10 protein-coding genes and 5 pseudogenes are annotated in these 13,618 nt (G+C 58.2%); 4 read left to right on the forward strand and 11 right to left on the reverse strand.

Annotated features, from left to right (window positions below; all coding sequences use genetic code 11):
• Window positions 1-28: 28 nt before the first annotated feature.
• On the forward strand, window positions 29-1,303 hold the full coding sequence (gene tyrS / locus JZM24_RS15285) for a tyrosine--tRNA ligase (protein ID WP_215670723.1): 1,275 nt from the start codon (window positions 29-31) through the stop codon (window positions 1,301-1,303).
• 78 nt (window positions 1,304-1,381) lie between these two features.
• Entirely contained in the window at window positions 1,382-2,245 is an 864-nt protein-coding gene (gene pdxY, locus JZM24_RS15290; protein WP_215670725.1) for a pyridoxal kinase PdxY, read from the forward strand.
• Between the two features lie 96 nt (window positions 2,246-2,341).
• Here pdxY and JZM24_RS15295 read toward each other — a convergent pair.
• Window positions 2,342-3,239, reverse strand: a pseudogene (locus JZM24_RS15295) (oligopeptide:H+ symporter); the annotation flags it as partial.
• A gap of 1 nt (window position 3,240) precedes the next feature.
• Here JZM24_RS15295 and JZM24_RS15300 point away from each other — a divergent pair.
• A pseudogene (locus JZM24_RS15300) lies at window positions 3,241-4,376 on the forward strand (IS3 family transposase).
• Window positions 4,377-4,618: 242 nt separating this feature from the next.
• Here the strand turns inward: JZM24_RS15300 and nth are convergent.
• From nth to JZM24_RS15350, 10 genes and pseudogenes are all read right to left on the reverse strand, one after another.
• Entirely contained in the window at window positions 4,619-5,257 is a 639-nt protein-coding gene (gene nth, locus JZM24_RS15305; protein ID WP_215670727.1) for an endonuclease III, read from the reverse strand.
• Complete coding sequence (locus JZM24_RS15310; protein WP_215670729.1) at window positions 5,250-5,948, reverse strand: electron transport complex subunit E; 699 nt, start codon at window positions 5,946-5,948, stop codon at window positions 5,250-5,252. The genes nth and JZM24_RS15310 overlap by 8 nt, the downstream gene beginning before the upstream one ends.
• Window positions 5,941-6,576, reverse strand: coding sequence for an electron transport complex subunit RsxG (gene rsxG, locus JZM24_RS15315; protein WP_215670731.1), 636 nt, complete (start codon window positions 6,574-6,576; stop codon window positions 5,941-5,943). Before rsxG ends, JZM24_RS15310 begins: the two co-directional genes overlap by 8 nt.
• A 10-nt stretch (window positions 6,577-6,586) precedes the next feature.
• Window positions 6,587-7,627 carry an electron transport complex subunit RsxD gene (rsxD, locus tag JZM24_RS15320; RefSeq protein ID WP_215670733.1) on the reverse strand — a complete coding sequence of 347 codons (1,041 nt, stop codon included), beginning with the start codon at window positions 7,625-7,627 and terminating at the stop codon, window positions 6,587-6,589.
• A 108-nt stretch (window positions 7,628-7,735) separates the two neighbouring features.
• A pseudogene (rsxC, locus tag JZM24_RS15325) lies at window positions 7,736-9,400 on the reverse strand (electron transport complex subunit RsxC); the annotation flags it as partial.
• On the reverse strand, window positions 9,393-9,965 hold the full coding sequence (rsxB, locus tag JZM24_RS15330) for an electron transport complex subunit RsxB (RefSeq protein WP_215670737.1): 573 nt from the start codon (window positions 9,963-9,965) through the stop codon (window positions 9,393-9,395). The gene rsxB and the pseudogene rsxC, both read right to left, overlap by 8 nt.
• Complete coding sequence (rsxA, locus tag JZM24_RS15335; protein WP_215670739.1) at window positions 9,965-10,546, reverse strand: electron transport complex subunit RsxA; 582 nt, start codon at window positions 10,544-10,546, stop codon at window positions 9,965-9,967. The genes rsxB and rsxA overlap by 1 nt, the downstream gene beginning before the upstream one ends.
• 205 nt (window positions 10,547-10,751) lie before the next feature.
• Window positions 10,752-10,991: a DUF2569 family protein gene (locus JZM24_RS15340; protein ID WP_246580079.1), complete on the reverse strand. Its 240-nt coding sequence runs from the start codon at window positions 10,989-10,991 to the stop codon at window positions 10,752-10,754.
• A 183-nt stretch (window positions 10,992-11,174) separates the two neighbouring features.
• Complete coding sequence (gene ydgT / locus JZM24_RS15345; RefSeq protein WP_215670741.1) at window positions 11,175-11,390, reverse strand: transcription modulator YdgT; 216 nt, start codon at window positions 11,388-11,390, stop codon at window positions 11,175-11,177.
• A gap of 136 nt (window positions 11,391-11,526) precedes the next feature.
• A pseudogene (locus JZM24_RS15350) lies at window positions 11,527-12,705 on the reverse strand (IS3 family transposase).
• A 90-nt stretch (window positions 12,706-12,795) separates the two neighbouring features.
• Between JZM24_RS15350 and araH the strand changes: the two are divergent.
• Window positions 12,796-13,593, forward strand: a pseudogene (araH, locus tag JZM24_RS15355) (L-arabinose ABC transporter permease AraH); the annotation flags it as partial.
• Between the last annotated feature and the right edge of the window lie 25 nt (window positions 13,594-13,618).

Consider the following 13,618-nt stretch of genomic DNA (forward strand, 5'->3'; position numbering starts at 1 on the left):
TTTCTTTTCAATGATAATGGAGTTTTTGATGGCAAGCAGTAACCTGATACAACAATTGCAAGAGCGGGGCCTGATTGCCCAGGTCACGGATGAGAAGGCGCTGGCTGAACGGTTGGCGGCTGGGCCAATCGCGCTGTATTGCGGTTTCGATCCCACCGCCGACAGCTTGCATTTGGGGCATTTGGTGCCATTGCTGTGCCTCAAACGCTTTCAACTGGCCGGGCATCGACCGGTGGCGCTGGTAGGAGGGGCTACCGGTCTTATCGGAGACCCCAGTTTTAAAGCCACCGAGCGTAAGCTGAATACCACAGAAACCGTCCAGCAATGGGTGGAGAAAATCAAACGTCAGGTATCGCCGTTCCTCGATTTTGACTGTGGCGATAACAGCGCCGTCGCCGCCAACAACTACGACTGGTTTGGCTCGATGAACGTGCTGACGTTCCTGCGCGATATCGGTAAACACTTTTCCGTCAATCAAATGATCAACAAAGAGGCGGTAAAGCAGCGGTTGAACCGCGATGACAGCGGTATTTCGTTTACCGAGTTTTCTTATAATTTGCTGCAGGGTTATGATTTCGCCTGCCTGAGCAAGCAATACGGCGTGGCGCTGCAAATAGGCGGCTCTGACCAGTGGGGCAATATAACCTCTGGCATCGATTTGACGCGCCGGCTGCATCAAAACACCGTTTACGGCCTGACGGTGCCGCTGATTACCAAAACCGACGGCACCAAATTCGGCAAAACCGAGGGCGGCGCTGTATGGCTCGATCCCAGCAAGAGCAGTCCTTATAAGTTCTATCAGTTCTGGATCAATACCGCCGACAGCGACGTGTATCGTTTCTTGAAATTTTTTACTTTCCTCGAGCTTGCGGCGATCGACGCGCTGGAACAAGAGGATCGCGCCAGTGATAAAGCACCGCGCGCCCAGTATGTTCTGGCGGAAGAGGTGACCCGCATGGTCCACGGCGAGCAGGGGCTGGCGGCGGCGAAGCGTATCAACGCCAGTCTGTTTTACGGCGCGTTGGCCAATTTGACCGAAGAGGATTTCGCCCAGCTTGCCCAGGACGGCATGCCGACGGTCAACCTGGCGCGCGACGCGGATTTGCAGCAGGCGCTGGTGGCGGCGGAACTGGTGCCGTCACGCGGTCAGGCCCGGACATTGATAAGCTCCAACGCGGTGGCGGTCAACGGCGAAAAGCAGGCGTCGGCAGACTATGTCTTCAATGATGCCGACAGGCTGTATGGCCGGTATACTCTACTGCGCCGGGGCAAAAAACACTATTGTCTGCTCAATTGGCAATAGCGGGATTTCTGGCAGGGGCCTCGGGCCCCTTTCTTATGTGTGACGGCCGCGAGCCGAAGATGTGTAAGGCGATTTTTGATGAAGAATGTTCTCTCTATCCAGTCTCACGTGGTTTTCGGCCATGCGGGCAATAGCTCGGCGGTGTTTCCCATGCGCCGGATGGGCGTCAATGTCTGGCCGCTCAATACCGTACAGTTTTCTAACCACACCCAATATGGGCAGTGGACCGGCTGCGTGATGCCCGCCACACATCTGACCGAGATAGTCAAAGGGATAGCGGCAATCGATGGTCTAAAACGCTGTGACGCGGTGCTGAGCGGTTATATCGGCGCACCAGAGCAGGGAGAGCATATTCTGGCCATTGTGCAACAGGTCAAGCAGGCGAACCCCGCCGCCCTTTACTTGCTGGATCCGGTGATGGGCGACCCGGATAAGGGCTGTATAGTCGCGCCTGGCGTGGCGGAATTCCACTGTAAAGCCGGTCTGCCAGCCGCCGATATCATTGCGCCGAATTTGCTTGAGCTGGAGCAGCTCAGCGGGCATCGCGTAAGCTCGGTGGACGACGCGATCGCCACCGCCCGTGAATTGATGCAACGCGGGCCGCGCATGGTGCTGGTGAAACATCTCAGCTATGCCGGCTATGATAGCCAAAGCTTCGAGATGTTGCTGGTGACCGCCGACGGGGCGTGGCATACCCGCCGCCCGCTGGTGGATTTCGGCGCCCGCCAGCCGGTGGGGGTTGGTGATCTCACCAGCGGCCTGCTGCTGGTCAATTTGCTTAAAGGGTTAAGCCCGCAGAAAGCGCTGGAACATGTCACCGCAGCGGTGTATGAGGTCATGAAGCAGACCAAAGAGGCCGGAGAGTATGAACTGCGGGTGGTGGCGGCGCAAGACCAGATCGCACTGCCGCAACATCATTTCCCGGCATCACCGGTGATGTAAGCGTCGGACAGGCTTCTGTGGCGGTGCGTTTAACAGTCTTTGCACTAAACCGGCCCCGTCAAGGGCCGGTTTTTGTTTGCGGCGAACGGCGGGCGCTTATTCGCCCTGCGTCACCGGGGTCATATTATTTTGCACCGGTTGCGTCGCCTCGTCTGTCCGCGCCAGGCGGTTAAGCTTCGGCGCGAACGCCAGCATCAACACGGCGATGACACCGGTGCAGATGCCTATCTGCAAAAACACGTGGCTATACACCTGCAGGGAGTGGTGCGGGTCGCTCATATGCGACGTGACCGTGGATAAGTTGGCGACAAAGCCGGCAATAATCGCCGCCGCAGCGGTGGTCAGGAACCAGGCGCCCATAATAAACCACATCAACCGCTGAGGCACCAGCTGTGCCACCATGGCCAGACCCAGGCCGGAGATCATTAACTCACCGATGCTTTGTAACGCATAGCTGAGAATGAGCCAGTGGATCGAGACGATACCGGCATCGCTGGCGAAACGTGCACCCAGCGGCAGTACCAGGAAGGCCAGCGAACACAACACCATGCCAATGGCGAACTTGAACGGCGTCGGCAGCTTGTCGCCCAGGCGATTATAGCCCGCCACCAGCAACGGGCTGGCAAGCATGATCCAGAAAGGGTTCAGGGCCTGAAACTGCTCCGGTTCAAACTGCAGACCCAAGAGCGAGGTTTCCACGTTGTGAATGGCAAAAAAGTTGAGGGAGGTCGGCATCTGGCTATAGAGCACGAAGAAAACCACCGCCTCAAGCATCATGATTAACGCCACCAGCATACGGCGCCGCGCCCTCGAGGCGCAGCGTTTCATAGGCGAAGACCAGCAAAATGCCGATCGTCACCGCGCCGAGCGCCATCCGCGCGATTTCCTGATGATACAGCAGCCAGGTGGCCAAGGGGATTAGTATCAGGATACCGGCGATGACCGCCAGCATACGCGACCATTTAAGCGCCACGAAATCCGGTGCTGAACCATAAATGGCCATTATTCAGCAGAGGATGGAGCCCGGCATGAATGTCTCCCATCTCGCACGACTGCACGGTATCCAGCCAAGCCTGCTGTTTAAGTGGAAAAAGCAATATCAGGAAGGAAGCCTCACTGCCGGGGAGGACGTTGTTCCTGCCTCTGAGCTTGCAGCTGCATTGAAGCAGGTCCGGGAGCTCCAGCGCCTTCTGGGTAAGAAGACGATGGAGGTTGAGATCCTAAAAGAAGCCGTGGAGTACGGCCAGTCACGAAAATGGATAGCGCACGCGCCCTTGTTGCCAAAGGCCGGGGAATAGCACAGGTCAGCCGCGCCATGAGCGTGTCGCGTGCGCCGCTGTCACTGCGGATTAAGCGTTCTGCCGACTGGCAGGACAGGCGCTGTAACCGGCGTAATGACGAAGCAGACGCTGAAATACTGTCGGACATCCTCGACATCATCAGCGATATGCCCAGCTACGGCTATCGGCGGGTGTGGGGCATCCTGCGTAAACAACGTCGCGCAGAGGGACTGCCGCCGGTAAATGCGAAACGACTTTACAGGATCATGTGTGAGCATAACCTGCTGTTATTACATTGAAAACCAGAGCGGCCGAGGCGTGAGCATAAGGGCAGGATCGCGGTGGCAGAAAGCGATATGCGCTGGTGTTCAGATGGCTTCGAGTTCGGCTGCGACAACGGTGAAAAACTGCGGGTCACGTTCGCACTGGACTGCTGCGACAGAGAGGCCATAGACTGGTCTGCGAGCACTGTAGGCTACGACAGTTCGACCGTGCAGGATGTGATGCTGATGTCGGTAGAAAAGCGCTTCGGCGACAGGTTACCCGATACAGCGGTGCAGTGGTTGACGGACAACGGTTCAGCGTATACCGCGCATGAAACGCAGAGGTTCGCCAGAGAACTGGATCTGGAGCCCTGCACAACAGCGGTGAGCAGCCCGCAGAGAATGGCCGAACGGTTCGTGAAGACGATGAAGGAAGACTATATCGAGTTCATGCCAAAACCGGATGCGAGAACAGCCCTGCGAAACCTTGCAGCAGCGTTCACGCATTACAATGAAAACCATCCGCACAGCGCGCTGGGATATCACTCTCCGAGAGAATACCGGCGGCAGCGGGCTTCGTTAACTTAAGATACAAAAGCTGTACGGAGATGGCGGGGCAAGATCAAGACGGGCAGCGAAAGGCAGAAACGGGGAAGAGAGGCTCAGATAGGCAGAAACGGAAGAATCAGGCTGAGATGAGCAGAAACGGCTAGGGCGCGGGCGGGGTCAACGATGGCATCTTTGAATGGCCGTGGCGACGGACGAAAGCTGTCAGGCAGGGGCAGTGCCGGCCGGGGGCTAGTTAACGGCCTGCCGGCACGTCCGGGGCGTTATTGCGGGTAATGTTTCTGGTCGTACTCACATAAATCTTCAATCAAACAGGCGCCGCAGCGCGGTTTGCGGGCGATGCAGGTATAGCGGCCGTGCAGGATAAACCAATGGTGGCAATCCACCTTGAACTCCCCCGGCACCACGTCCAATAGCTTATGCTCCACCGCCTCCACGTCCTTACCCACCGCGAAGCGGGTGCGATTAGCGACACGGAAAATGTGCGTGTCTACCGCAATCGTCGGCCAGCCGAAAGCGGTATTCAACACCACATTGGCGGTTTTGCGCCCGACGCCGGGCAGCGCTTCCAGCGCCGCGCGGTCTTGGGGAACCTCACCCTGGTGGCGTTCTAACAACAGCCGGCAGGTTTTGATAATATTTTCCGCTTTAGTGTTAAATAGCCCTATCGATTTAATATAGCTTTTGACGCCCTCCACGCCCAGCGCCAGCATGGACTGCGGCGTGGAGGCCGCCGGAAACAACTGGCTGGTCGCCTTATTGACGCTGACATCGGTCGCTTGAGCGGAGAGCAGTACCGCAATCAACAGCTCGAAAGGCGAGCGGTACATAAGCTCGGTGGTGGGCTGGGGGTTATTCGCCCGCAGGCGACACAGAATGTCATAACGCTTGCTCTTATTCATCGGCTAACGGCTGTCCCTGTTGCAGCACGATCGGTCGGGCCGCCTTCGGCTGCCTGGCTTTCATGCGTTGATCGATTAGGTATTTCCCCGCCAGCATAAACCCCAGGCCGATAAACGCGCCGGGCGGCAACATGGCCAGCAAAAAGGGCGTATCGGTATGGAATACCTCGATGCGCAGCACCCGCGCCCATCCGCCCAGCAGTTGGTCCGCGCCGTCGAACAGCGTGCCGTTACCCAGCAGTTCGCGCGTGGCGCCGATCAGCAGCAGCGCGCAGGTCGAGCCGAGCCCGATGGCAAAACCATCCAGCGCCGCCAGCGCTGGCGGCCGCTGCGAGGCATAGGCTTCTGCCCGGCCGATAACGATGCAGTTAGTCACGATAAGCGGGATGAAAATGCCAAGGGATTGATAAAGGCCGAAGGCATAGGCGTTGATGAGCATCTGTACCGCAGAGACCACCGAGGCGATAATCATGACACAGATGGGAATGCGGATTTCACCGGGGATCCAGCGGCGCAAAGCCGACACCGCAGTATTGGTGCAAACCAGCACCAGCGTCGTGGCAAGCCCCAACCCGAGCGCATTGGTGGCGGTATTGGACACCGCCAGCAGTGGACACAGGCCCAATAATTGCACCAGGGACGAGTTATTGCGCCATAGACCTTCCAGGAGGACGAGTTTCGCTTCAGTCATGGGATGGTTCTCCACAAAGCGGCATTTTTTCCAGCGTGTTAAGGTTCTTTTTCAAAAAACCGGCGGTGCGCTTGACGGCATTTACCACCGCCCGCGGCGTGATCGTAGCGCCGGTGAATTGATCGAACATACCACCATCTTTCCTCACCGCCCAGTTCGTGTCGTTATCTGAGCGCAGCGGTTTGCCGCTGAAATGCGTAATCCAATCCGACAGCCGCAGTTCAATTTTATCCCCCAGCCCCGGCGTCTCATGATGGCGAGTCACCCGGGCGCCCAAAACGTTGCCTGCGAAGTCCGCACCGACCAGTAAATCAATGGCGCCGGCGAAGCCGTCCGGCGCAGTGGTCTCGATTGCCGCCGCGACCGGCGTCCCGTCTTTGCGCGCCAGGTAAAGACGGTGCGGTGCAGCGCTGCCGAGCGCCGGATCGGTGACCAGATAACATTCGTTCAGCAGTTGGTTATTGTACAAATCCGGCGGCACAACCTGATCCAATAATTGCAGTTGCTGTCTGGCCGCCTGCCGTTCAATGGTGCCGGTGGTCAAGCCATTGACCAGCGCCGTCAGCCCGGTAGCCAGAGCGGCGAATAGGGCAAGGGTGATGCCATGCTTCCTCATTGTCCTTAACATCATGCCTTCCTTAGCGATGGCCATAGGCGCGTGGCTGAGTGTAGTGGTCAATCAACGGCACACAGATATTGGCCAGCAATACGGCAAAGGCCACGCCATCAGGGTAACCTCCACAGGTACGGATTAGCCATACCAACAAACCCGTCAACGCGCCAAAGATCACCCGTCCTCTGAGGGTAGTGGCGGCGGTGACCGGATCGGTGGCAATGAAAAACGCACCCAGCATCGTAGCGCCGGAAAATAGGTGCAGTAAAGGCGGCGCGCTGACCTCCGGCGCCAGCCAGTGCCCGAGTCCGGCGCCAATGAGCATGGCGGCAAGCACGCTAAGCGGAATGTGCCAGCTGATGACCCGCCGCCAGATCAGATATAGCCCACCGACTAAAAAGCCAATGTTTGCCCACGTCCATCCTGCGCTGGCCTGCCAATCCCAACGATAGTGGTATGCCGTCAGCGCGGCGGTGCGCAGCCCGGTTTTAAAACCGTCGAGCGGGGTGGCCTGGGTGACGCCATCAACGGTGGCGCGCAGTTGCGCGAGCGTCAATCCATCCGGCGTGGCGCAGGTGAAAATCAACGCCAGACTGTCGCTCAGTGACACCGGATGCAGCAGCAGGCTTTGCTGAGGCGACCAGCTGGTCATCTGCACCGGGAAGGAAATCAACAATACCACATACCCTACCATCGCCGGATTAAAGGGATTATGGCCGAGACCGCCGTAGAGCTGCTTGGCGATGACGACAGCAAACGCCGTCGCCAGCACTATCATCCACCACGGACCCAGCGGCGGTAGGCTCAGCGCCAGCAGCAGTGCGGTAAGCAGGGCGGATCCGTCGCCAAGTCGGGGAGCTAGCGGTTGACGGCGCAGCCTGAGCACGATGCCTTCGGCAATCAGTGCCGTCACGCAGGCCAACGCCAGTTGGATAACAATACCGCTGCCAAAAAAATAGGCCAAAGCCACCAGCCCGGGCAGGCAAGCAGTCATGACCTGAATCATGATTTGCCGGGTGGTCTGCCGGTTATGGGTGAAGGGGGAACTTGCAATTCTAAACGCCATTTAGTCCTCTTCAGACGAAATTGTGGTCGTGGCGGAAAGACCATGCTCCGCCTTCTGCCGGGCAGGGATTGCGGCGCTGGCACCCTGCGGCGGCGGTGACACCGCGCCGGCGGCGGCGGCTTTACGTGGATCGACGCTGTCTCCAGCGACGTCGGCGGGGGCCGCCGGCGGAATGTCCGCTGCCGCGCCCTGGGCGTCTTGCACTGTCTGGCGTCGGGCTTTAACCCGCGCGATAGCGGCGGCGACGCTGGCTTCGGGGGACGCGGTTGTCGAGCCGGTGTTATCCGCGTGTGAATTAACCGCCGCTGAAGCGTCATCCAGTTTCACCGCGGCCTGCTGATGGCGGGCAAGCCGAAGCTGTTTTTCCCGCTCGCGCCGCGCCAGTTTGGCTTCAAAGCGCGCTTTAGCCATGGCCGCACGCCGGGCGTCATCGTCCAGCGCGCGGATTTCCGCTTTCTGTTGGCGATAATAATGCACCAGCGGGATATTGCTGGGGCAAACATAGGCGCAGGCGCCGCATTCGATACAATCAAACAAGTGATGCCGGCGCGCCTTATCGTGCTCTTGCCTGCGGCTAAACCAATAAAGTTGCTGCGGCAGCAGGCTGGCCGGACAGGCGTCCGCACAACGGCTACAGCGAATACAGCTTTGCTCCGGTTCCGCCGGCGCGAGCTCCTTAACGGACGGTGCCAACAGACAGTTGCTAGTCTTGACCACCGGCACGTCCAGCGCAGGCAGCGTGAAGCCCATTAGCGGCCCGCCCATTATCACTGTTGGCTCCGCATCGGGTATGAAACCGGCATAGGTGAGCAGATGGCTCACCGGGGTGCCGATTCGCGCCCAGACATTACCCGGCCGAGCCAGCGCCTCGCCAGTCAGCGTCACTACGCGCTCGGTTAACGCTTCTCCATCGATAACGGCGCGCGTGATGGCATAGACGGTGCCCACATTCAACATTACCACGCCGATAGCGGCGGAATGTTGACCCGCGGGGACTTCTTTGCCGGTCAAAATTCTGGTCAGTTGTTTAGCGCCGCCGGAGGGGTATTTGGTGGGAACGACGCGCAGCTCGCCGATAGGGCGCTCACACAGCGCGCCTTTCAGGGCGGCAATCGCCGCGGGTTTATTATCCTCGATGCCCAGCAGGATGCGCCGGGGTTGCAGCATATGCTGCAAAATCGCCATGCCGGTGACAATGTCATGTGCATATTCCTGCATCAACCGGTCGTCGGCGGTAATATAAGGCTCACACTCGGCGCCGTTAATGATGAGGGTCTCTGGTCGGTGCTTGCCGTCGCCGAGTTTTGCCGCGGTGGGAAAGCCTGCGCCGCCCAGACCGGCGATCCCGCTGTCATGAATGCGGCAGAGCAACTGCGCTGGCGAGCAGTGATGGAAATCCGCCAGCGGCTGGCGCGTAACACAGCGGTCCTCGCCGTCGGGCAGCAAGATGACGCTCAGTTCCGCCAGGCCCGACGGATGTGCGGTCCGATGCGGCGCAATTGCCGCGATAGTACCGGAGGTGGGGGCATGCACCGGTAAAGTCCGGCCGCTGCCGGCGGTCAATGGCTGACCGCGCATCACGTCATCGCCGGGGGCCACGCGCAATTCCCCTTCAGGGCCCAAATGCTGCTTCAGAGGGATTATTAGCCTGTCAGGCAGCGGCACAGACCGTAAGGGGACATTGCTGGACTGGTTTTTCATTTCTGGGGGATGGATACCGCCCGGGAAATCCCACAGTCGCTGTTTGCGCAGGGCAGACAATAAGTTAAACATGTTGCTCCTGCTGGATAACCGTGACGGGTATAGTGCGCAGATCCCACTTCCAGCTGGCGGGCGTGACGACGAGTGACCGCATTTCAATACAATTGGTGGGACAGGGTGCCACGCAGAGATCGCAGCCGGTACACAGATCGCTCACCACGGTATGTACGGCGCGCGTGGCGCCGACGATGGCATCCACCGGACAGGCTTGAATGCATTTGGTGCAGCCGATACAGTTGCCTTCGTCTATCCAGGCTACGCGCGTTTCGGGTTTTGCGGCGGCATTGCCTTCCATCGGCTGGGGATCGACGCTGAGCTGGGCGGCGATTTTCAACATTACCGCCTCGCCGCCCGGCACACATTTATTAATCTGGGCGCCGCCGGCGACCGCTTCGGCATAAGGACGGCAGCCAGGGTAGCCGCATTGAGCGCATTGGCTTTGCTGCAGCAGGGCATCAATGCGCTCGGCTACCGGATCCGCGTCTACCTGAAAACGGCGGGCGGCAAAGCCTAGCAACGCGCCGGCCAGCAATGCCAGAGCGCTGAGGGCGGCGACGGCCAGCCATAACGTCAGCATCAGACCTTCACCAGCCCGGTAAAGCCCATAAAGGCCAGCGACATCAACCCGGCTGTTATGAGCGCGATGGACGAGCCCTTAAAGGGCGCCGGGACATCCGCCACCGCCAGCCGTTCGCGAATCGCGGCGAATAATACCATCACCAGTGAGAAGCCGACGGCGGCACTGAAGCCGTACAGCGCGGACTGCAGGAAATTATGGTTTTCATTCACATTCAGCAGCGCTACGCCCAACACGGCGCAGTTAGTGGTAATCAGCGGCAAAAAGATGCCCAGCAGGCGATAGAGCGCCGGACTGGTTTTACGCACCACCAGCTCGGTGAACTGCACCACCACCGCGATAATAAAAATAAACGCCAGCGTTCTCAGATAGGGAATGTTCAGCGGCAGCAGAATAAAATCATTGATAAGACAGGCGCAAATAGACGCCAGCGTCATGACAAAAGTCGTGGCCATACCCATACCCAGGGCGGTCTCCACTTTTTTAGAGACGCCCATAAAGGGGCACAGCCCGAGGAATTTGACCAACACAAAGTTATTCACCAGCACGGTGCCGATGAACAGCATCAGGTAACCATTCATTGCCATACCTACACAAGAAACAACGGGCATTATCCGGCATCGGCGGGCGTTCGACAACCCATTCGCGCACGCGTAGACAATTTCCATGCGCAGACACGAGCATGCCGGTCGCGCTAACGATGAGCGCGCGCGGGATAACCCGCGTTGCGCCGAACAACGCGGCTTTCGCCCCGCAGCATTCACGGGAACAAAACCCGCCGTCGACTCAGGGCAGGATAAAGGTTTGACGCACGCGCTGGGAACGCTTGATATAAGGCACCAGTAGCGCTGCGGCCAAGACGGGGGGGAATAGCACCCGTAGCGCCAGATTGTCGCTAACCGGGGCGAAGGCGAAGGTTTTGATCCCCAGCAGCACACCGACCAGCAGCCACAAGACAAGCAGGCGGGGAAATCGCCTGGAACGACGAAACAGCAAACGCAATAGCGAGAAGGTGAACAGCCACATGGCGCCGGAGGTCAGCAGGCTAGCGATGCCGGCCGGCGTCAGAGGACCGCCGTGCTTTAATCAAAAACCAGAGATACGCCAGCAATATGGCCGTGGCGCTTAAAAGCGTCATACCCAGCCAGGCGATGACCGCCCAGAGCCAGCCCCCGATGGGACGCGGGGCGAGCGTGGAGGAAGGCGCTGTCACACCACGTACCGCCAAACCGCTCTCGGTACCTGCCCGAGATCAAACAAGCGACCACCGGCGGCTAATTCAGCGCGACGGTGATCCGCAGCCCGATACATGTTGATAATTTCATCATCATCGGTCAGAGAATAATTTAAATGATCAAATAGCTTTTCCAGACTTTCAGTTGTGTTGACCTTACGAAACTTCAGCAAATAATCGTGGGCAGTCATGTCGCGCTTTCAGGGAAGGGAATATAAGCATCGTAGTATATTCTGTGCGGCTGGGCTGTCCAGAAGTTCCTGCCGCAATGGATAACGGCGCGCTGCGGCTGATCTTGCCCCGCCATCTCCGTACAGCTTTTGTATCTTAAGTTAACGAAGCACGCTGCCGCCGGTATTCTCTCGGAGAGTGATATCCCAGCGCGCTGTGCGGATGGTTTTCATTGTAATGCGTGAACGCTGCTGCAAGGTTTCGCAGGGCTGTTCTCGCATCCGGTTTTGGCATGAACTCGATATAGTCTTCCTTCATCGTCTTCACGAACCGTTCGGCCATTCTCTGCGGGCTGCTCACCGCTGTTGTGCAGGGCTCCAGATCCAGTTCTCTGGCGAACCTCTGCGTTTCATGCGCGGTATACGCTGAACCGTTGTCCGTCAACCACTGCACCGCTGTATCGGGTAACCTGTCGCCGAAGCGCTTTTCTACCGACCTCAGCATCACATCCTGCACGGTCGAACTGTCGTAGCCTCCAGTGCTCGCAGCCCAGTCTATGGCATCTCTGTCGCAGCAGTCCAGTGCGAAGGTGACCCGCAGTTTTTCACCGTTGTCGCAGCCGAACTCGAAGCCATCTGAACACCAGCGAATATCGCTTTCTGCCACCGCGATCCTGCCCTTATGCTCACGCCTCGGCCGCTCTGGTTTTCAATGTAATAACAGCAGGTTATGCTCACACATGATCCTGTAAAGTCGTTTCGCATTTACCGGCGTCAGTCCCTCTGCGCGATGTTGTTTACGCAGGATGCCCCACACCCGCCGATAGCCGTAGCTGGGCATATCGCTGATGATGTCGAGGATGTCCGACAGTATTTCAGCGTCTGCTTCGTCATTACGCCGGTTACAGCGCCTGTCCTGCCAGTCGGCAGAACGCTTAATCCGCAGTGACAGCGGCGCACGCGACCCGCTCATGGCGCGGCTGACCTGTGCTATTCCCCGGCCTTTGGCAACAAGGGCGCGTGCGCTATCCATTTTCGTGACTGGCCGTACTCCACGGCTTCTTTTAGGATCCCAGAAGGCGCTGGAGCTCCCGGACCTGCTTCAATGCAGCTGCAAGCTCAGAGGCAGGAACAACGTCCTCCCCGGCAGCCACGGCGGTGAGGCTGCCTTCCTGATATTGCTTTTCCACTTAAACAGCAGGCTGGGCTGGATACCGTGCAGTCGTGCGAGATGGGAGACATTCATGCCGGGCTCCATCGTCTGCTGAATAATGGCCATTTTTTCCTGAGGAGTTTTACGTTTACGGACTTCTTGACCTAACAGGATCCCGGTCATATCAAAATTGGCGTTAGTGTTAGACATATATTCAAGCCTATCTCTTATCTGGAGATACAGCTACTGTCTGGTGTTTCAGGGGGATAAATCATTGTGGCCTGCGGCATGCTGTTTTGTTTAGCCTCAGGTGATTTCGATCTCTCGGTGGCGTCGGTGATTGCCTGTTCGGGCGTGACCGCCGCGGTGGTGATTAATATCACCGAGAGCCTCTGGATAGGGGTGGCCGCCGGTTTGCTGCTGGGGGTGATTTCCGGCCTGGTGAACGGTGTGGTGATCGCCTGGCTGAAAATCAACGCCATTATCACCACGCTGGCGACGATGCAGATTGTCCGGGGCCTGGCTTACATCATTTCCGACGGTAAGGCGGTCGGCATTGAGGACGAGCGTTTTTTTGTGCTGGGTTATGCCAACTGGCTGGGGCTGCCGGCACCCATCTGGATAACCGTGCTGTGTATGATCCTGTTCGGTTTTCTGCTCAACAAAACCACCTTCTGGCGCAACACGCTGTCTATTGGCGGCAACGAAGAGGCTGCCCGGCTGGCGGGCGTGCCGGTGGTGCGCACCAAAATTATTATCTTTGTGCTTTCAGGGTTGGTGTCGGCGGTGGCGGGCATTATTCTGGCCTCAAGGATGACCAGCGGCCAGCCGATGACCTCGCTCGGCTATGAGCTTATCGTCATCTCCGCTTGTGTGTTGGGGGGCGTCTCGCTCAAGGGCGGTATCGGTAAAATCTCTTATGTTGTGGCAGGGGTACTGATCCTCGGTACGGTGGAAAACGCCATGAACCTGCTAAATATCTCGCCATTTTCTCAATATGTGGTGCGCGTGGTCATACTGTTGGCGGCGGTGATATTCGACCGCTATAAACAAAAAGCCAAACGCACGCTGTATCGGGCCGGTATAACGCGTCGGG

Origin of the sequence: Candidatus Sodalis endolongispinus (genome assembly GCF_018777395.1) — a bacterium.
GTDB classification, from domain to species: domain Bacteria; phylum Pseudomonadota; class Gammaproteobacteria; order Enterobacterales; family Enterobacteriaceae; genus Sodalis_B; species Sodalis_B endolongispinus.